Genomic DNA, 20,015 nt, shown 5'->3' with positions numbered 1-20,015 from the left:
CTGAAAAATTAGAGAAATTGCAGCAAAAATTCCCTGAATCGCATGATATAGCAGGAGCATTTGCTAGGACTTTGCTCCTTTTATCGTTCGAGCAGACCGTATTGAACGAACTGGAGACTACTGCTGAGAAATTACAGGAACTGCAGCAAAAATTTCTTGAGTCACCTGTCATAGCTTTGCAGTATGCTAGATTTTCGTTTGTTTTATTAATCAAGCAGACCGAGTTAAAGAAAATCGAGGATACTGTCGAGAAATTAGAAAAATTGCAGCAAAAATTTCCAAAATCCGAAGAAATTGCTTTTATATATAGTATACTATTAGCAAGCTTATTTAATCATCAAACGGAGTTAGATGAACGTCTTCAAACAACAAAAATAATTAAAAAACTCTATGAACAGTTCTCAAAATTTATGTTACAAAATTTTGATGATCTATTTTTTCGTGATGATAATGTTTGTTATAGAGAGGAGTACAAGCTATTCAATTTTATCCTAAAAGAAGGTCTTTTAAAGAATACTAAATATGCTATTTTACAAACATGGGCAGAGCGTTATAAAGAAAACTCGAGTGAAATAAAGAACTTGCTATCAATTTATCAACTTGTTCAAAAAATTAAGTATCAACTGGGACTAAAAGACGAAGATAAAAATCAGATGCTTAAATTCGGCCACTACACCAAGGGAAGCACTCTCCAAATTATGTTAAATCAAGAGGGGAATGATAAGAAGGATTTTTCAGTATCTGGAAAAATTCGCTTATATAATGCTAATTATATGAATGATCCTGAAGAAGGAATCGTCATAGAACAGATATTGGGCTTAGATAGACGAGATGTTTTGGAACCAAGCTCATGGTTTTTAATGAGTTTTACAAACAAAACGGATGATTTGGCCATGTGGTCCCAGTATGGTGATGATGCTAAAGGTGTTTGTCTGGTACTTCGAGAAGATGATTTTTCTAGATTTACTTCCTTCAATGATGTTTCTTGGCGTCAAGAAAAAAACTTTTTAGAATTCTCTGATAAGATGTATTTACTGAAATCTGAATTAAATAGTGGTTTTGAAAAATCTATCTTTCGGAGTGAAAGTGAAAATTCGGTCGATACTGTTAATGATGAGGGAACTGAACCGAATTCTGTAGAAAAAGATAGTGATTCAAAAGGGAATAGTGATTATCTCTACCGAATTGCCTATGTTAAGCATACAGAGGAAAATTTAAAACTAGAACGAACTGAACTATTTGAGAAGTCGGAAATAGAAGAATTAGAAAAATTGTTGAATAGTTTAAAAGAAAAACTAGATATCGGTTCAAAAATCACGGAGAAGAATTATCAAGATGCCATCTCTGAATGTATAGAAGAAATTCGTTACTTATTTAAATCTGTAGATTACAAATATGAAAACGAACTTCGTATCTTACGCTATGCTAATCTAGACCCAAGTAACGATAAAATAAAAATTGATAAAGCCTCTGGAATTGGTAAACTTTATGTAGAACGGGAAAATCCAATTCAAATTGAGGAGGTCATTTTTGGTCCTAAATTTCCAACTCCTGAATATGTGACTCCTTTACTGAAACTATTGGACAAGGATATCAACTATAAAAAATCTACGATAAAATTTAGATAAAGACAGATAAAATCCTCTAAACTTCTAGTTTTAGCTAGAAGTTTTTTTATATATAAAAATTTTACACATTTCTCTTGACAGGGCTTTCATTTAGATGTACAATGTATGTGTAGAAAAATTATATATAAAATTCTTACACATTAGAAAAGGAGGTTTCCCATGTACTTTCCAACATCCTCTGCCTTGATTGAATTTCTCATCTTGGCCGTACTGGAGCAAGGTGATTCTTATGGGTATGAGATTAGCCAGACCATTAAGCTGATCGCTAATATCAAAGAATCCACACTCTATCCTATCCTAAAAAAATTGGAGGGCAATAGCTTTCTGACAACCTATTCTAGAGAGTTCCAAGGTCGCATGCGCAAATACTACTCCTTGACAAATGGTGGTATAGAACAGCTCGTGACCCTAAAAGATGAATGGGCACTTTATACAGACACCATCAATGGCATCATAGAAGGGAGTATCCGCCATGACAAGAACTGAATACCTGACTCAGCTAGAGCTTTATCTCAAAAAACTGCCTCAGGCTGACCAAATTGAAGCCATGGACTATTTCAGAGAACTCTTTGACGATGCTGGAGTCGAAGGAGAGGAAGAACTCATCGCTAGCTTGGGAACTCCTAAGGAAGCAGCTCACGAAGTCCTCTCTAATCTTCTCGATAAAAAAATCAATGAGGCACCCGCTCAAAAGAATAACCGACAAATTTTGCATATCGCCTTGTTAGCCCTCCTTGCAGCACCTATCGGCATTCCTCTGGGAATCGCCATCCTCGTGTCCCTGTTCGCAATCCTTGTGGCAGCCTTGACTGTCATCTTGGCTTTCTTTGCGGTCTCCATACTTGGTATCATCGGCGGATTCCTATTTTTAGTTGAAAGTTTCACTGTCCTCGCCCAAGCCAAATCAGCCTTTATCTTGATTTTTGGTTCTGGTTTACTAGCCATCGGTGCTTCTTCGCTGGTCTTACTAGGTATTTCCTATGTAGCTCGCTTCTTCGGTCTACTCATTGTTCGCCTGGTGCAATTTGTTCTCAAAAAAGGAAAGAGAGGTGACCAGCATGCGTAAATTGACAAAAGGATTTCTCATTTTTGGTGTAGTGACTACCGTTATCGGCTTTATCCTACTCTTTGTAGGCATCCAATCTGACGGAATTAAGAGCCTACTTGCCATGTCCAAGGAGCCTGTCTATGATAGTCGGATGGAAGAGTTGACCTTTGGCAAGGAAGTCGAAAACCTAGAGATTACTCTCCATCAACACGCGCTGACCATCACAGACTCTTTCGATGATCAAATCCACATTTCTTACCATCCATCTCTTTCTGCTCACCATGATCTTATCACCAATCAGAACGATAGAACTCTGAGTCTCACTGATAAGAAACTGTCTGAAAGTCCATTTATCTCTTCTGGAATTGATGGGATTCTCCATATTGTAAGTAGTTCATCTAATCGTTTTAATGATGTCATCATCGGACTACCGAAAGGGAGAACTCTAAAAGGGATCAACATCTCAGCCAATCGCGGACAAACCACCATCATAAATGCTAGCCTTGAAAATGCGACCCTCAATACAAACAGCTATATCCTCCGAATTGAAGGAAGTCGTATCAAAAACAGTAAACTCACAACGCCCAATATCGTTAATATCTTTGATACAGATCTTACAGATAGTCAGCTAGAATCAACAGAACATCACGTCCACGCTGAAAATATCCAAGTTCACGGCAAGGTAGAATTAACTTCTAAAGACCATCTCTCAATCACTCTGACGCAAAAAGAAAGCCAACGAATTAATTGGGACATCTCAAGTAACTATGGTTCTATCTTACAAGCAACAAGAGAAAAACCTGGATCAAAATACACAGAATTAAGTAACCCTTACAAAACTGAAAAAGCTGATGTCAAGGATCAACTCATTGCGAGAGCTGATGATGATATCACTCTAGTATCCATACCAAACAGGCGTTGACAAAAGCGCTTACATTTGCTACTATGGAAGCATATTTATCTAACTAAAAAGGAGGTTCTACCATGAAACAAGAATGGTTTGAAAGTAATGATTTTGTAAAAACAACAAGCAAGAACAAACCTAAAGAGCAAGCTCAAGAGGTTGCAGACAAGGCTGAAGAAACGATAGCCGATCTCGATAAACCAATTGAAAAAAATACTCAAGTAGAGGAGGAAGTCTCTCAAGCTGAAGTCGAACTTGAAAGCCAGCAAGAAGAGAAAATTGAAACGCCTGAAAACGGTGAAGCGAGAACAGAAATAGAAGAAAAGAAAGCATTAGATTCTACTGAGGAAGAGCAAGACCTTTCTAAAGGAACAGAAAAAGTCACTATAGCTGAAGAGAGTCAAGAAGCACTTCCTCAGCAAAAAACAATCTTGAAAGAGCCACTTCTTATCAGTCAATCCTTAGAAAGTCCCTATATCCCCGACCAAACTCCAAAATCTACGGATAGATGGAAAGAGCAAGCGCTTGATTTTTGGTCTTGGCTAGTGGAGGCTCTCAAATCTCCTACGAGCAATCTTGAAACAAGTAGCACACACAGTTACACAGCCTTTCTCTTGCTCATTCTGTTTTCTGCGTCTTCCTTTTTCTTTAGTATCTACCACATCAAACATGCTTACTATGGACATATAGCAACTATGCATAATCACTTCCCTGAACAATTTGCTTCATTAAATCTCTTTTCGATTATCTCTATCCTAGTAGCAACAACACTCTTCTTCTTTTCATTCCTCTTGGGTAGTTTCGTTGTGAGACGATTTATCTACCAAGAAAAGGACTGGACGCTAGAAAAGGTTCTCCAACAATATAGTCAACTCTTGGCAATTCCAATCTTCCTCACTGCTATTGCTAGTTTCTTTGCCTTCTTTGACAGCCTACGATTTACAGCCCTCTTGTGTGTGATTAGCATTGGAATCATTCTGCTTGCCAGCCTCCATATCATTACGAGACCTAGTCAATCAAGTGAAACCGACTCCTTCTATCAGTTATTCTTGTCTGTCCTTGTGAACGGAGTCATTATCCTCCTCTTCTTTGTAGCTGAAGTCGCACTGATTGGAGATTACCTTCGTATCTTGGCCTTTCTTTAAACTTCATACTCTTCGAAAATCTCTTCAAACCACGTCAGCTTCGCCTTACCGTAGATATATGTTCCTGACTTTGTCAGTCTTATCTACAACCTCAAAACAGTGTTTTGAGCAGCCTGCGACTAGCTTCCTAGTTTGCTCTTTGATTTTCATTGAGTAGCAATCCTGTCTTCCATGGCAGGATTTTTTATATATCAAAAAGCAAGTCGATTGACCTGCTTCTGATTTACTCTTCTTGTGCTAATGCTTTAAAATCTTGTCCTAGGATGGGTTGTACTTCTAATTGATTGGCATCTAATTGCTGGTAAAATGCTTTTGGTAGTGACTCTAGGAATCTTGCATAGTTCAAGCGGGCAATGGCTTCATAGTCTTCTGGTTTAGAGCCGTCTCCTGTGATTTGAACCAAGTCAATCTCCCACTGCACTTCCTTATCCACCAATTGCTCAATATAGGCTACAGGAACAAACGGTTCTCTCGGTAATACTGTCTTGACTCCTTGAGCCAGATGGTAAACACCGTGAACTTGTTCTTCTCCATCCTGATAGAAGGAAACTCTTGCAAAGTAAGCATCTGTCTCTTGAACCGCACGCACACGCGCTTCAAACTGAGCCAAGCCATCTTCCTCTAAAAAGCTTTTCAAATCCTCATGACTAAAGAAAACAGGATTAAAAATTCCTTGGCAAATCGTAAAACGGGCTGCATTATCTGCCAAATGGGCTTGAATACTTGCTTGGAAATAAGCTTCAAAGTCAAAACCATCTAGCCCTTCAATCTCAGTTCCTGTGTAAGCAAGCAGAGCATCTAAAAATGATTTGATAATCTGCCAGTCTGTCTTCGTAAGTAGGTCAGGAAGATCGACACGGTAACCCTTTTGACCATCAGCATAACTGACCTTAAAGAGAAATTGTGATTGCCTCACTATCGCACACTCGATATACTCAAGACGGTTAAGAGGCTGACGGAGATAGACAGCATCATAGCTATGTGACTCCAAACCATCTACCAAGGCCAAGATCGACTTGGCAGTCAAAATCTCTTGTTCTCCTAAAATGCTCTGTTTATTTGGAATTAAAAATGTTTTCGTCATAACTGGACTCCTTTGAAATCGTTTACATATAGTATACCTTATTTTCCTGAAAGATACAGAAACAAACTTTAGATTTTTGAGTAAAAAGCATAGAAAAACAGCCCCTAAGGACTGTTTAATCTTATACAGTAGCTGCTTGATCCAAGCTTTCACCGATAGCGGCTAGGCGCTCGACAACTTCAGCTTGTGTCAATTCATTTTCTGAAACATAGCGGTTACGTGGGTGAACACGGCACTCGTGTGAACATCCACGAAGGTATTTGTCTTCATTTTCTTCTGATGTTAAGATACGACGGTTACAGAATGGATTTCCACAGTTGACATAACGTTCACATGGTGTTCCATCAAACCAGTCTTTTCCTACGATAGTTGGGTTGACATGGTTAACATCTACGGCAATACGCTCGTCAAAGACGTACATTTTCCCATCCCAAAGCTCACCTTGGACTTCTGGGTCTTTACCGTAAGTTGCAATTCCTCCGTGCAATTGACCAACATCTTTGTAGCCTTCACGGACCATCCAGCCTGAGAATTTCTCACAGCGAACTCCACCTGTACAGTAAACTACGACACGCTTATCCATGAATTTTTCTTTGTTATCACGAACCCACTGTGGCAACTCACGGAAGTTGCGGATATCTGGACGGATAGCCCCACGGAAATGTCCTAGGTCATACTCATAATCGTTACGTGTGTCAAGGACAACTGTATCTTCGTCAAGAAGAGCTTCTTTGAACTCTTTTGGAGACAAGTAAGCACCTGTTGTTTCAAGTGGGTTGATGTCATTGTCAAAGTCGTTGTCTTCCAAACCAAGGTGGACAATCTCTTTCTTGTAGCGAACAAACATCTTCTTGAAGGCTTGTTCACTTTCTTCGTCAATCTTGAACCAAAGATCTTCCATACCTGGGAGGCTGTGAACGTAGTCCATGTATTTTTGAGTTGTTTCGTAGTCACCTGAAACTGTTCCGTTAATTCCCTCGTCAGCGACTAGGATACGGCCTTTAAGGCCGATTGATTTACAGAAAGCCAAGTGGTCTGCAGCAAATTGCTCTGCATTTTCAATTGGAGTGTAAAGGTAGTAAAGTAAGACACGAATATCTTTTGCCATAAGATTTGTTCTCTTTTCTATTCTTAAATTTTCAGAATTTTTCATCTAACTATAAGTATACCTGCTTGAGAAAACGAATGCAATTTATTTGACTGGAAATTGTAGAAGGTTCTCGAAATTTCCTGAATGGTTAAATAGTGATAAGAAAACATGGATATATATGCTATCGTTTCAAAAAATCACTGCCTCCCCAGATAAACCTGAGGAAAACAGTGATTCAGTTTTTAGGAATTAGGAATGAATACACGAAATCAATTTAGCTGATTATTTTTTGTTTTTCAAGAATTCATCGTATTGTTTTTGCATTTCGTTCAATACTTTTTCGTAGGCACCTTCAGATTTCAATTTTTCCATCAATTCTGGAATAGCTTTGTCTGGGTCTACAGTACCAGTGTTGATAGCTGTATCGAATTGTTGCATTGTGTTAGAGATTGCTGAGATTTCAGATTTCACATTGTCAGTGTTAAAGATGAATCCAAGTGCTGGAGATTCTTTAGCTTCAGCCAATTGTTTCTTAGAATCTTCGATTTGTTGGTCTGTAACGTTTTCGTTGATGTAAAGAATCCAGTTGTTACCAGTATTCCATCCACCCATGTGAGTGTTTCCTTTGTAGCCATCAAGGACTTTAACACGATTTTCTTTACCTGCAATTTTTTCCCAGTTCTTGCCTTCTGGACCGTAAACAAGACCGTTCAAGAGTTCTGGGTTAGTGTTCAAGAGGTTCAACACTTCCATTGATTTTTCTTTGTTCTTAGAGTTGTTTGAGATAACAAAGTTAGCAACTTGTGTTGTTTGGTTTTTCTTGATGAAGTTAGTGATTGGTTTGATTTGGATATCTTTGTTCGCAACACGTGAAAGCAAGCTGTTACCATAGTCAGCTGGTCCTACTGTTTCTTCACGAACGAACCAAGTATCTTGTTGAAGGTCAAATGAAGTATCGCTTGTTGCTACATCTTTTGGAATGTATCCAGCTTCATAGAATTTGTGAAGAGTCTTCAAGTGTTCTTTAAAGCGAGGCACTTCGTAACGGTTTACGATCTTAGTAGTGTCCCCTTCAAGGTCAATAACGAATGGAAGTCCATTTGGAACTGGGTAGTCAAAGTTATCAGATGGGATGAAGTTCTTAGTAACCGCAAATGGCACTACATCTGGAGCTTTTTCTTTGATTTGTTTCAAGACTGGTTCAAGTGTTTCATATGAAGTGACACCTGAAATATCGATACCGTATTTGGCAAGAAGAGTTCCGTTGAAAGCGAAGTTTTGAGATGATGCAACGTTGGCTGCAACTGGAACAGCGTAAATTTTACCGTTTACAGTATTACCCTTGATGTAAGCTGGGTCAAGTGCTTTGTAAAGGTCTTTACCTTCTTTTTTGTACAATTCTGTCAAGTCAGCATAAGCACCTTTTTGAGCATTTACAATGTAGTTATCTGCAAAGGCAATATCATAGTTTTCACCAGATGATGTGATAACTGACATTTTCTTACCATAGTCACCCCAGCCAAGGTATTGGATATCCAATTTGGCACCAACTTTTTCTTCGATAATTTTGTTAGCGTTTTCTAGCAATTCATCCAAGTTATCTGGTTTGTCACCGATTTGGTACATTTTGATAACAGGTTTGTCACCTGAATCAGCAGCTTTTTTGCTGTTACCTGTCAAATTTCCACAAGCAGCAAGACCTGCAGCCAAAGCGACTACACTAGCAGATGCAAAAGCATATTTTTTCCAGTTTTTCATGATAAAAACTCCTTTTTTTATTTTTAAACTTATAAACAATGTAATGATCTTAACTTCACTCAAGGGAAGTTGGGAACTGAGAAATATTTTTTCTCAACAAGCACTATTCTTTCACACCACCGATAGTCAAACCTTTTACAAAGTAGCGTTGGAAGAATGGATACAAAATCGCGATTGGAAGGGTTGCGACCACAACCATGGCCATACGTCCTGTTTCTTTCGGTAGAGCAACTCCCAGTTGACCAGATAGGCCGACTGCTTTGGCGATGTAGTCCATATTTTGTTGGATTTGCATGAGCAAATATTGCAATGGATACAAGTTATCACTCTTGATGTAAAGAAGGGCATTGAACCAGTCATTCCAGAAACCAAGAGCTGTCAAGAGCGTGATGGTTGCGATACCTGGTAGTGACAATGGCAAACAGATTTGGAAGAAAATCCGAGCTTCACTGGCACCATCGATACGAGCGGATTCAAGAATGGCTTCTGGGATGGTCTTCTTAAAGAAGGAACGCATCAAGACAATATTGAATGGTGAGAGAAGCATTGGAACAATCAAGGCCCAAACAGTGTCACCAAGCTGAAGTACACGAGTTACCATGATATAACCTGGTACCAAACCAGCGTTGAACAACATACTGAGAAGTACGAAGATGGTAAAAAATCTGCGATACTTAAAGGTTGTCCGTGAAATAGCGTAGGCATAAGTTGTTGTGATAAAGACATTTGTCAATGTCCCAACTACGGTTACAAAGACTGAGATGAAGAGGGCTTGGAGGATTTTATCCTTAAACTGTGCTAAGAACTCAAATCCATCTAATCCAAATTGGGATGGGAAGAAGCTATATCCATTTTGGAGGATACTCTTTTCATCTGTCACCGAAATCACGATAACGAATACGAAGGGTAGGATACAAGAGAGGGCAACCAAACCAGAAATGGTACTAAAGAAGATATCTGCTTTCTTACTGAAGGAGTGAATACCGACATTATCAATTTTTTCTTTTTTAATTTTCTTTTCTGCCATATTCTCCTCCTTTCTAGAACAAGGCTGAGTTTGGATCAACTCGTCTTGCAAGTAAGTTTGATAGGATAACCAGAATCAAGCCAACAACTGATTGGTAGAGACCTGCCGCTGATGCCATCCCGATATCTGCTGTCTGAGTCAAGCCATTATATACATATACGTCCAAGACATTGGTTACATTATAAAGCTGACCAGCATTGTGGGGGATTTGGTAGAAAAGACCGAAGTCTGCACGGAAGATATTTCCGACTGCAAGGATGGTCAATACAGTTACCAGCGGTGTCAACTGCGGAATGGTTACATTGCGAATTCGTTGCCATTTGCTGGCTCCGTCTACTGTCGCTGCTTCGTAATAGGTTGGATCAATTCCCATGATTGTCGCATAGTACATGACACTGCTATATCCAAAACCTTTCCAAATACCTAGGAAAAGTAGGAGATATGGCCAGATGCCTAAGTTAGCGTAGAAATTGATTTCCTTCATCCCGATAGACTCTAGGAAATGGTTGAACACCCCTTTGTCAATGTTTAGGAAGGCATCTGTAAAGAAACTGATGATAACCCAAGACAAGAAGTAAGGGAACAACATGGAAGTTTGGAAGATCTTAACCATTCTCTTAGAACGGAGTTCACTGAGGATGATGGCAATCCCTACTGATACAATCAAGCCAATAAAGATAAAGCCGAGATTGTAGAGGACAGTATTTCGTGTGATAATAAAGGCGTCTCTTGAACTAAATAAGAATCTGAAATTATCTAGTCCGACCCATTTACTATTCATGATACTATCTATGAAACCATTACTGGTCATGTGGTAGTCTTTGAAGGCAACCACGTTCCCAAATACTGGAATGTAGAAGAATAGAATCAACCAGAGTGCCCCTGGTAAAACCATCAAGAGAAAGATCCAGTTGTCTCTCAAGGTCTTTGAAAACTTATTCATAATTTCCTCCCTTTTTTATTTTGATATCCATCTAAAAATTCCTTTTTAGACTTTTGATAACGATTACATTATTAGTATACTCCTATTTGCTGGTTAGGTTAAACTCCTAATTATAGAAAAAACTCCACAAATTATTTTATGTGGAGTACTTTTGAAGAAAGGGATGTTTCACGCGAAACACTCTGAGTAAGGCACGGTGTTCTTGTTTTTTATGTCGTATAAATGGTTGAAGCTGTCGCAATGGTATGCCACTGGTTGGCTGTTGTGGCTGCGAAGTCCTTGTCTGCGTAGAAGTCGTTAAATGGCAGGATTTCCACTTCTAGTTCGTCGATGCGGTCAATCTGACCAGTCAGATAAGCCTCGATACGGCTTTCTGCTCGCTTGATGCGTTGCAAGAGTCCGCCCATACGGATGTCAACTGTATCCAAACCAAAGACCTTGTTTTCTTTGAGCCATTGGTGGCTAAAGAGCTTGTGGAAGTTTTCAACATCACTTCTGAGTTTTGGCAATTCTTCTCTGGCAATTTGTTTCAAGCTGTCTTTGTCATCCGCTTGATAGGCTTTGCGAATGCGTCGTCCTACATCCACTTTGCTACTTAAAATCTGGTTCAACTGGGCCTGAGTTTCAAAGAGGTAGGCATAGTTGCCAGCTTTTTCTTTAATGTTAGCAAGCGTCTCAGCTGCCTGAGCGAAGTGGGGCTTGTCTTGTTCAGGTGTCATGTGCTGGTCAAGTATCGGACAAAGAACATCCTGATAAAAGACATAGCGGTTGGGATTGATACCACTGAGATTGCCTGGTAAGTCTGGCAAGAGGTTGGCAAGGTCAATCTGCATAAAATCTTCAACTGATAGACCTGTATTGGTCTGGAAATGAGCAGACAGTCGGTCTAGGTCATTGCGATAGCTGAGTTCTGCCCAGATTTGCAAGCTTGGTAGAACAGCGAATTGGGCTGTTTCACCACCATTATCCCCCCAACCCGTTACAATGACTTCTTTTATCTCATTGGCACGACAGGCTTTATTGGCTTCAATAGCGATGAGACGGCTGAAATGGTTGTTGGGTGTGAAACCGATCCATTTCCAAGCCCCGCCTGCAAAGGCGATATCTTGGCTAATCTTGTGGTGATTACGGAAATTGCGGTTATATTTTTCCTCGCTATCCTGATAATAGTCCCAGTAAACCAAAGTCACACGATCTTTGAGGCGGTCTAGGTATACACGAGTTTCCTCTGGGATTTCCACGTCGCGGTCGTACTGGCCATCTGCTGACATAAGTTTAAAGAACATATCGCTCCACATCTGGCAATGGAAACCATATTTGTCAGCAATATCCAGCACGCGCTCCAAGTGTTGGCACATGAGGAGACTACGATCCACAACACCATTCAGAATCAAGTAGCGTCCCAAACCAACCAAGTGGGCTTCGTCCATCCCGATATTGACCTTGCGAGTCTTCAGTTTAGATAGAGTAGCAAACATACCATCAATCAGGTCATAAACCTTTTCTTCGCCGATAAGGAGGATATCCTCCACATCACGGAGCTCCTGAACTTCTTTGACACCCCATTTAACGAAGGCAGACAAGTGGGCCAAGGTCTGGATACATGGCACAAAGGTCATGTCAAACTGCTGGGCATAGGCTTCGATTTCCTGCAACTCCTCAGCTGAGTAGGCTCCACGGAAATAGCCAAAGTAAGGCTGCCCTTCAATCTGGTAAGTGTCTTCCATGTAAAGTTCAAAGGTTGAATAGCCCATGAGAGCTAAGAGTTCAATCATCTGCTTGGCAGAAGCGACATTCAGCACCGCATTGCGCGAACAGTCAGCCATATAGGCTAAATCTTCGTAAGCTGCTTGTTCCTCAATCTCTACTTTATCACCTTCTACTAGAGCTGTTGCCAACAAGGACAAGGCACGATAAAGTTGGTGAGGTTTGCGGTAGGTCAATTGATAGTGACCATCCTCACCCTTGATAGAGATAGAAGCTTGATCAGACTGAGTGACTAACACCTCAACATCTGGTAGAGAAATGTGCTTTTTTAATATTTCAATAGCTTGCGCTTGTTTGGGACTGAGTCCTGTAAATCTTACCATTGGTTTTCCTCCTGTAGCCAGTTAACAAGGGCACCGTAAAGATTAGCATCTGCATGATAGGTGCAGGCTTGGATAACGGGTGCGACCGTGTATTCTTCGTAGGTATCAACAAAGTCATCTACAGCCTTCTTGACACCTTGAATAAAATCTGGATTTTGACTGATAGAGCCTCCCAGACTGATGACATCTGGGTCGATCAGATACTGAATATTGAGCAAGCCTTGCGCCAGATTACGATTCATGCGCTCAATGGCTTCTTGACAAAGAGCATTGCCAGCTGCGGCCTCTTGGTAAATCTTGCGACCGTCCCAATCAGTCTGACCAGATTTTTCAATCACGTAGCGTACCATATTCCCAGTTGATGCTAGTTGCGACCAGTTGTTGAGCTTTTCAGCAGGGGCAAGGGTTGTCATGTAGCCAAATTCTCCACCCAGGCCGTGGCGACCTCTGTGAAGTCTGCCATTGATAATCATGGCTCCGCCAATCCCTGTCCCAATCACGACACAGGCTGCATTTTCAAGTTCTGGATGAGCCAGTAATTCACTGAGTCCAACGCAGTTGGCATCATTTTCCAGATGGACAGGAATCTGATAAGAACTAAGCGCCTCATACCAAGAAAATCCGTGGATATAAGGCACGGCACTGAAGCCATCAATCACACCTGTCTCTTGATTAACCGCACCTGGAACGCTCATAGCAATCCCGCTGTAATCCTGTTCTGACAAGCGTTGATCTAGCCACGCTAGTAAATCCTCCAAACTTTCAGGCGTTGGAATGCTTGTCTTATTCAGTATTTTCCCATCAGGAGTCAGACTGGCAAACTTAATCCCAGTCCCTCCGATATCAATCGTTGCAATGGTCATTGTTTTTACCATAAAAGGGGCAAATCAGCAGTTAGTTCTTACCTTTTCGCCCCTCCTTTCTTTTTATGTTTACTTTTTGAAATTAAATTTCTTCTTTTTTGATGAATTCTGTACGAATTTCTTGTGGAGCCAATAGTCCTGAATGAACTGGATATGGTCGCTCAAGTAGGTCAAGTAAGAGATGTTGACTTTCCGGTACACGTACATTTTCACTACACATATTGTAGTAACGAAGGACATAGCCTTCTTCATTTTCAGCTACCTTAAAGGCTGTTGGACAGATTTGCGGTATGCTGAGAACAGAATGGCTCAAGAGGCTACCAGTCGCAGCTACGCTTCCTTCCTGTCTAGCAAGCTGAAGGCTGGTAAATGGTGTCTGCAAGGCTTTAGCACGACGATAGGCTGAGAAGCGTTCTTGGGCTTGGTGGCATTCAAGCGCAAACTCGACTTCAAACTCACGCAAGCATTGTGCTTCTGGTGTTGGGAAGTAACCCCAGTCACCTAACTCACCTGATGCACGCAGAATGGTCACGGCAATGGTGTCGTCTCCAAGGATTTCGTATTCATTCAATCCCTTGTTGGATACAGTCACACCTTTTTCATCGTCATACAGACTGACAAAGGCTTGTTGGTGTTGAGGATTTTCAGGATTTTCCCATGAAGCTGCTGGTTTGTTTGGTCGTGTCACCACCTCATAAATGCTTTCAGAATCATTGCTTGGACGCGTGTTGTGAGTCTTGACCAAGAGACGGATACGGTGGTCTTTGGCAGTGTTGGTAAAGCGAGTCTTGCAACGAATTTGTGGGTTGTCAACAAAGACAGTCAGCTCAGTTTCCAGAGGAATACTTGTCAACTCTTCTGAACGTCCAGCCTCACGCTTCATAAACTCGATGATGCCTTTTTGCTCTTCTTCTAGCTTTTCATCCGCACTGACAGGCACGGTCAATTCATGTTTGAGCAAGATTTTAGCATAGCGAGCTGTGTTTTCCAAGACCTCGTAACCCTTTAGCTCTGCATAGATTGGCTCTGTTTCTTTTGGTTGGAAATAGATATACTCATTTCCGATGTCACCACGGTCTTCGAAGCGGATAAAATCTTCATAAGCTTCGTGAGTTGTCTTATCATAGACTGTGATGTTGTCATCCACACTCACCGTTACAAATGGCGTATCAATCACTCCGTTTTGGTAAATACCGTCGCGGTGTTCTTGTTCTCCTTCCAGCAATTGGAAGGTTGTCCAAGAAAGTGGCGCTAGGTGAACTGGAATGGTCACGCGCACTTGTCGAGCAATACGAGCTTGGCGGAACTTGTCTTTTGGTAAATCGTACTCAAAATTAGCTCCGAGGTCTTCGATTTTAGCCTCTACAGGACGCCCATCCAAGTCCTCCACACGGTAGCTTGGCAAGGTAAGAGCAGCCATCTTCTTGTAACCTTCTGTTGGGTGCAATTCCTTGAAATCACAAGTCGCCACATCAATCACTGTGCTGACAGTATCAACCTTATCATGCAAGCCTGTGTTAATGACAGTAAAGAGATAATCACTTTGAGCCTTAGCTGTAGCTATTTTGCCCTTCCACTCGTTCAGAAGATTGCTTTTCACAAAGTTTCCGACTTGGTTGACCTTGGCAAAACGAGTTTCCATCTCACGGTGAACTTCGTCCACGCTACAACCACAAATACTATCATGCGGCGCATTTTGTAAAAGTGTTTTCCAAGCATAGGTCAACTGATCCTTGTGGTTGTGGCCCCCAGTGATAATTGTCAAGGGTTCTACAACTTGTTCTAGTAGGTTGCTATTTTCTTGGAAGGCTTGTTTGAGGTAAATGCGAGATGAAGAAGTGTTGGCAAGTGTGTACCAACCATCTGTTTCCTGACTGGTCAACTCACCTGTAACCGTTGATAACTGCTCTGGAAGCGCACCTTCCACAGCTTGAACATATTCATCAAAAGAACTATGAACAAAGGTTACATCTGGGAAGAGTTCATTTGCCACACGAATGGCTTCGCTCAGATTTTTCTGTACAGGCTGGTGATCACATCCGTTCATCATCAACCATTGGTTGGTCGAAGCGTAGGCACGCACATCTGACAATTTTTGTTTCCAGAAGGTCAAGGCCTCATCTTTATCAACTGGAATTTCATTCCCGTTACTGTACCAGTTGGCAAAGAGAATACCTAAAACACGACTACCATCCGCACCCTGCCAGTACATTTCTGAAAACTGGGATGTAAACTGCTCATCTTCGAGGACTTGGTTGTCAAATCCAATCGGCTTCACACCACGACCAAAGGCCGCCACGTGAATACCTGATTTTTGAAGAATTTGAGGCGCTTGTCCCATATTTCCAAAGGTATCTGGGAAGTAACCAATCTGAGTTGATTTACCCCATTTGGCACATTCAGCTTGTCCAATCAAGGTATTGCGGACATTGGCTTCGCTGGAAATCAAGTAGTCATCCTGCAAGATGTAAAAGGGACCAATCTTCAATTTTCCTTCGTCAATGTAGCGTTGAACTTTGTCGCGATTTTCAGGGCGAATCTCCAAGTAGTCATCAAGGACAATGGTTTGTCCATCTAAATGGAAACTCTTGAACTCAGGGTCATTTTCAAAGAGATCAAAGAGATTGTCAAACAATTCCACCAACTGCATACGGTGGCTTTCAAAAGGCAAGTACCACTCACGGTCCCAGTGACTATGAGAAATAATATGTACAACAACATTTTCCATGAAGTAAAACCTCATTCTAAATTTAAATTTTAACGTTTTAAATGCAAATTTGTGATTCTTTCCAAGAATCATTTGCGCTAAAGCGTGTTCTTTAGCGAATATCCAAGTAATCCAAGACCAACTCACAGAACATCATGTTGGCCCAAGAAAACCATTCACGTGAGTAGAGGGTCGGATCATCCACGTGGAAGCTTTCGTGCATAACACCTGTTCCACCATCACAAGCAACCAGCTGATCCAGCAAGAATTTCTTCTCTGCCTTATCTCTTGTTGTCAAACCTTGGATAGACAGAGCGATTGGCCAGATATAGCGATAGAAGGTATGAGAACTTCCGAGACCGCTAGCGTATTCTCCTTGGTAGAAATATGGATTTTCAGGGCTCAGAATGGTACGACGAGTTGCTTGATACACTTCATCGTTGACATCGCAGTAGCCCAGATAAGGCGCAGCCAACAAACTTGGAACGTTTGGATCATCCATGATGCTGGCATTTCCTAGACCATCTACTTCAAAGGCATAAATCTTTTCGCCCTTGCTGTTGGTGGTGTAGGCATAATTTTCGATTCCTTCTTGGATTTCAGCCTGGAGGCGCTTGGCATCAGCAATAACACTCTGGCTATCAGCTAGGGCTAGTTCTGCAAAGATTTCTTGGACATACCCTAAAACAACAACTGCAAACATATTTGACGGAATCAAGTAGCTATATTGACAACAATCATCACTTGGACGAAAGGCTGACCAGGTCATTCCTGTCACGGCAAAGTCAGGACCAAAACCATCATTTACCAAAGTGTCTTCCTTGCGGTCCGTATCTCGGACAAAACGATAAGGAGAGTTCTTGTGGTCTTGTTCTACCGTCCATAGATGGAGAATTTCCTTAGTCGCTGTGACAAAAGTTTCATCAAACTGACTAGTCTCGCCAGTCTCTTTCCAGAGGAGATAAGCCAACTGCAAAGGATAGCAAAGCGAGTCCACCTCGTACTTGCGTTCCCAAATCCAGCCATTAAGGTCGGTGTGGTCGGTCTCGTGGTGCCCCTTCCAGTTTTCCTCAATATTAAAGGAATTGGCATAAGGATCCTTTAGAATCAAGGTCATCTGACGTTTAACCAAACTTGCAATGGTCTGACGCAGGAGGGCATCTCTTTTAGCCACATGCAGGTAGGGTCTGAGTTGGGCTGTCGAATCTCGAAGCCACATAGCAGGAATATCCCCAGTCAAGACAAAAGTTGAACCGTCTTCTAAGATTTCAACCGTATTGTCCAAGGTGTCGGTGTAGCAACGCTCGAAAACATCCACCCACTCTGGATGGTCCTTAGCCCGCTCTGCAACTTCATCTAGCCATTCTCTAACAATTTCTTTTGAATAAATCATCGTGCAGTATCCTCTTTCAAACAAGATTCATTTTCAGTATATAGCTTTTGAGACAGAAAATACATACACAAATGATAGTCATTTTTCTACAAAATAGTTATCTTTAAAACTCCTTTTCTAAAGGCCCTCTTTTTCTGATATAATGTAGAAAAACAGCTAAAGGAAAGACTATGAAACCACTACTTGAAGCCATCGATACCCGCTTTGGAACTGCTAGCAAGCATGCCTTCTCTCGGGGAAATACCCTGCCCTACACAGGCGTGCCTTTTGGGATGAATTACTTTGTGCCCCAGACCAGTGACCAGGAGGGAGCTTGGTTTTTCGATCCGCATTTGCCCATCTTTCAGGGGATTCGATTAACCCACCAGCCTAGTCCTTGGATTGGGGACTACTCTTGGCTCCTCCTGACACCTGTTACAGGCCAACTAGGTGGAGACAGCCTCTTCCACCGCCAGTCTTCCTATGATAGGGATAAGGCCTCTTTTCAACCTCATTATTTGAAGATTTTCTCCCTGCGCTATCAGATTGAAAGCCAGCTTACACCGACTTGCTACGGCGCTTCTATTCGTTTGGAGCAAAAGCAAGGCAAAGCCCTCTCCCTCTATCTTCACGCAGCAGATGAACTGACAATAGAACAAGTAAATAAGCGGACTCTTGCCCTGCGACAAGAAGGAAAAACTGAGACCAATAAAAATCCGCTAATAATGTTCACTGCCCTGCAAATGAACACGGATATTCTTGCTGTCAACCAAGAAAGAGGAGACTGGCGAATTGACCTGACAGATAGTCATGCTGAAATCCAGCTAGCAACTTCTTTCATCTCCCCTTCTCAAGCTCTAGTCAATCTACCTCAAGAAGATTTTGATAGCTGTAAAGCAAGTGCCCAAGCGGACTGGGAAAATCTCCTACATCGTTTTGACGTTATCGAGAAGGGAGAGGCTGACCGAACCTTCTTTGACCACTGCCTTTACAGACTCTTCCTATTTCCTCAGACTTTTTATGAGGTTAATGAATCAGGGCAAGCCATCCACATGGATTTGGCTACTGGAACTGTCAAGCCTGGTGTTCTCTTCAGCAACAATGGTTTCTGGGATACCTTCCGCACCACCTTCCCCCTCTTTGCCCTTATCATACCGGAATACTACCACCGCTTCTTAGAAGGATTTCTCAATAACTACCGCGATACCGGATTTCTTCCAAAATGGCTGGCCCCAGATGAACGTGGCATGATGCCTGGTACCCTTTTAGACGGCATTATCGCAGATAGCGCCTGCAAGGACATGGCTCCCGACTTGGAAGAAGAACTCCTTCAAGCCATGCTTGAAACAGCCACCAAATCCGACCCTCTCGGCATCAATGGTCGCCACGGACTAGCCCAATACCAAGAGCTGGGCTACCTCTCTACCGACCACCACGAAAGCGTCAGCCATACCCTAGACTATGCCTATAGCGATTTTTGTATCGCTAGCTGTGCCGAAAAACTCGGTCAGAATGATATCGCAGAAACTTATAGAACTGCTTCACAAAATTACCGCCATCTATTTGACGCTGAAACAGGCTACATGCGAGCGCGAGACAATCAAGGAAACTTCCGTCCTGACTTCTCTCCATACAGTTGGGGACGTGATTATGCCGAATGTTCTGCCATTCAAGCGACTTTAGGCGTTCTCCACGACATCCCAGACTTAATCCAACTTATGGGTGGAAAAGAAGCCTTCAGCAAGTATCTTTTGAAAGTCTGTCAAGAGGCTCCCCTCTTTGAGACAACAGGCTATGGTTACGAGATTCATGAGATGAGCGAGATGGCAACTGCTCCTTTTGGACAAGTCGCTATTTCCAACCAACCGAGCTTCCACATTCCTTATCTCTTCCGCTACAGCAACAACCCTGACTACACCGCCCTTCTTATCAAGACCTTACGTCAGAAAGCCTTTCACCCAAGCTGGCAAGCCTATCCTGGCGATGAAGACAATGGCAGTCTCTCAGCCTGGTACATCTGGTCAGCTCTCGGTTTTTATCCGACCTGTCCAGGAAAACCAAGCTATGATCTCGGAATCCCTCTCTTTAACCACCTCCGTATCTACCTTGCTAAAGAAGGTAAATGGCTAGATATTCATACTGAGCAAAACCACAACCATTTTAACTTTGTCAAAGAATGCCGACTGGACACAACTCTAGTATCAACTATTCAACACCAAGACCTCCTAAAAGCTGAGCAACTAACTTTCACACTTAGCTGGTTACCAAGTCAGCCGTCCACTTCCTGAAATGCAAAAATCTCCTAGCAGACTTTCCTGCTAGGAGATTTTCTTATGAAAGGTACTTGCTTAAGCTT

Annotated in this window: 15 protein-coding genes; 6 read left to right on the top strand and 9 right to left on the bottom strand. The window is 41.8% G+C overall.

Going from position 1 to position 20,015, the window contains the following annotated elements:
- The 5 genes from ADI58_RS06450 to ADI58_RS06430 all read left to right on the top strand — a co-directional run.
- On the top strand, window positions 1-1,628 hold a 1,628-nt coding region (locus ADI58_RS06450), incomplete at its 5' end, for a DUF2971 domain-containing protein (protein WP_049521912.1).
- A 159-nt stretch (window positions 1,629-1,787) separates the two neighbouring features.
- Window positions 1,788-2,114, top strand: coding sequence for a PadR family transcriptional regulator (locus tag ADI58_RS06445; protein ID WP_023945679.1), 327 nt, complete (start codon window positions 1,788-1,790; stop codon window positions 2,112-2,114).
- Window positions 2,101-2,694 (top strand): DUF1700 domain-containing protein, encoded by a 594-nt coding sequence (locus tag ADI58_RS06440; protein ID WP_000198700.1) that lies wholly within the window; start codon window positions 2,101-2,103, stop codon window positions 2,692-2,694. The genes ADI58_RS06445 and ADI58_RS06440 overlap by 14 nt, the downstream gene beginning before the upstream one ends.
- On the top strand, window positions 2,687-3,598 hold the full coding sequence (locus tag ADI58_RS06435; protein ID WP_023945678.1) for a DUF4097 domain-containing protein: 912 nt from the start codon (window positions 2,687-2,689) through the stop codon (window positions 3,596-3,598). Before ADI58_RS06440 ends, ADI58_RS06435 begins: the two co-directional genes overlap by 8 nt.
- A 62-nt stretch (window positions 3,599-3,660) precedes the next feature.
- Complete coding sequence (locus ADI58_RS06430) at window positions 3,661-4,725, top strand: DUF6574 domain-containing protein (protein WP_033678644.1); 1,065 nt, start codon at window positions 3,661-3,663, stop codon at window positions 4,723-4,725.
- 223 nt (window positions 4,726-4,948) lie between these two features.
- Here ADI58_RS06430 and ADI58_RS06425 read toward each other — a convergent pair whose 3' ends face one another.
- From ADI58_RS06425 to ADI58_RS06385, 9 genes are all read right to left on the bottom strand, one after another.
- Window positions 4,949-5,809 (bottom strand): DUF4299 family protein, encoded by an 861-nt coding sequence (locus ADI58_RS06425; protein ID WP_033678646.1) that lies wholly within the window; start codon window positions 5,807-5,809, stop codon window positions 4,949-4,951.
- 121 nt (window positions 5,810-5,930) lie between these two features.
- Window positions 5,931-6,917 (bottom strand): oxygen-dependent tRNA uridine(34) hydroxylase TrhO, encoded by a 987-nt coding sequence (trhO, locus tag ADI58_RS06420; RefSeq protein ID WP_001030024.1) that lies wholly within the window; start codon window positions 6,915-6,917, stop codon window positions 5,931-5,933.
- A 264-nt stretch (window positions 6,918-7,181) separates the two neighbouring features.
- A complete protein-coding gene (locus ADI58_RS06415) occupies window positions 7,182-8,657 on the bottom strand; it encodes an ABC transporter substrate-binding protein (protein WP_049521911.1) in 1,476 nt (491 codons plus the stop codon).
- Window positions 8,658-8,760: 103 nt separating this feature from the next.
- Window positions 8,761-9,684, bottom strand: a complete 924-nt coding sequence (locus tag ADI58_RS06410; protein WP_000818354.1) for a carbohydrate ABC transporter permease — start codon at window positions 9,682-9,684, stop codon at window positions 8,761-8,763.
- A gap of 13 nt (window positions 9,685-9,697) precedes the next feature.
- Window positions 9,698-10,627: an ABC transporter permease gene (locus tag ADI58_RS06405; protein ID WP_033678652.1), complete on the bottom strand. Its 930-nt coding sequence runs from the start codon at window positions 10,625-10,627 to the stop codon at window positions 9,698-9,700.
- Between the two features lie 209 nt (window positions 10,628-10,836).
- Window positions 10,837-12,717 carry a beta-N-acetylhexosaminidase gene (locus ADI58_RS06400; RefSeq protein ID WP_049521910.1) on the bottom strand — a complete coding sequence of 627 codons (1,881 nt, stop codon included), beginning with the start codon at window positions 12,715-12,717 and terminating at the stop codon, window positions 10,837-10,839.
- Window positions 12,711-13,580 carry an ROK family protein gene (locus tag ADI58_RS06395; protein WP_049521913.1) on the bottom strand — a complete coding sequence of 290 codons (870 nt, stop codon included), beginning with the start codon at window positions 13,578-13,580 and terminating at the stop codon, window positions 12,711-12,713. The genes ADI58_RS06400 and ADI58_RS06395 overlap by 7 nt, the downstream gene beginning before the upstream one ends.
- 82 nt (window positions 13,581-13,662) lie before the next feature.
- The gene (locus tag ADI58_RS06390; protein ID WP_049521909.1) at window positions 13,663-16,308 is read right to left on the bottom strand and encodes an alpha-mannosidase; all 2,646 of its coding nucleotides are present in this window, start codon (window positions 16,306-16,308) and stop codon (window positions 13,663-13,665) included.
- Between the two features lie 91 nt (window positions 16,309-16,399).
- A complete protein-coding gene (locus ADI58_RS06385; protein ID WP_049521908.1) occupies window positions 16,400-17,680 on the bottom strand; it encodes a glycoside hydrolase family 125 protein in 1,281 nt (426 codons plus the stop codon).
- A 170-nt stretch (window positions 17,681-17,850) separates the two neighbouring features.
- Between ADI58_RS06385 and ADI58_RS06380 the strand changes: the two genes are divergently transcribed.
- Entirely contained in the window at window positions 17,851-19,947 is a 2,097-nt protein-coding gene (locus tag ADI58_RS06380; RefSeq protein WP_049521907.1) for a GH92 family glycosyl hydrolase, read from the top strand.
- Window positions 19,948-20,015: the final 68 nt, after the last annotated feature.

The organism is Streptococcus mitis (assembly GCF_001074635.1).
In the GTDB taxonomy this organism is placed as follows: Bacteria; Bacillota; Bacilli; order Lactobacillales; family Streptococcaceae; genus Streptococcus; species Streptococcus mitis_E.
Note: the sequence above shows the minus strand (reverse complement) of the source record. Positions and strands in the feature narration are given on the sequence as shown.

Coding starts and splice junctions, on each gene's coding strand:
- ADI58_RS06445 (WP_023945679.1), top strand. CDS start 1,788: ATGTACTTTCCAACATCCTCTGCCTTGATTGAATTTCTCATCTTGGCC.
- ADI58_RS06440 (WP_000198700.1), top strand. CDS start 2,101: ATGACAAGAACTGAATACCTGACTCAGCTAGAGCTTTATCTCAAAAAA.
- ADI58_RS06435 (WP_023945678.1), top strand. CDS start 2,687: ATGCGTAAATTGACAAAAGGATTTCTCATTTTTGGTGTAGTGACTACC.
- ADI58_RS06430 (WP_033678644.1), top strand. CDS start 3,661: ATGAAACAAGAATGGTTTGAAAGTAATGATTTTGTAAAAACAACAAGC.
- ADI58_RS06425 (WP_033678646.1), bottom strand. CDS start 5,809: ATGACGAAAACATTTTTAATTCCAAATAAACAGAGCATTTTAGGAGAA.
- trhO (WP_001030024.1), bottom strand. CDS start 6,917: ATGGCAAAAGATATTCGTGTCTTACTTTACTACCTTTACACTCCAATT.
- ADI58_RS06415 (WP_049521911.1), bottom strand. CDS start 8,657: ATGAAAAACTGGAAAAAATATGCTTTTGCATCTGCTAGTGTAGTCGCT.
- ADI58_RS06410 (WP_000818354.1), bottom strand. CDS start 9,684: ATGGCAGAAAAGAAAATTAAAAAAGAAAAAATTGATAATGTCGGTATT.
- ADI58_RS06405 (WP_033678652.1), bottom strand. CDS start 10,627: ATGAATAAGTTTTCAAAGACCTTGAGAGACAACTGGATCTTTCTCTTG.
- ADI58_RS06400 (WP_049521910.1), bottom strand. CDS start 12,717: ATGGTAAGATTTACAGGACTCAGTCCCAAACAAGCGCAAGCTATTGAA.
- ADI58_RS06395 (WP_049521913.1), bottom strand. CDS start 13,580: ATGACCATTGCAACGATTGATATCGGAGGGACTGGGATTAAGTTTGCC.
- ADI58_RS06390 (WP_049521909.1), bottom strand. CDS start 16,308: ATGGAAAATGTTGTTGTACATATTATTTCTCATAGTCACTGGGACCGT.
- ADI58_RS06385 (WP_049521908.1), bottom strand. CDS start 17,680: ATGATTTATTCAAAAGAAATTGTTAGAGAATGGCTAGATGAAGTTGCA.
- ADI58_RS06380 (WP_049521907.1), top strand. CDS start 17,851: ATGAAACCACTACTTGAAGCCATCGATACCCGCTTTGGAACTGCTAGC.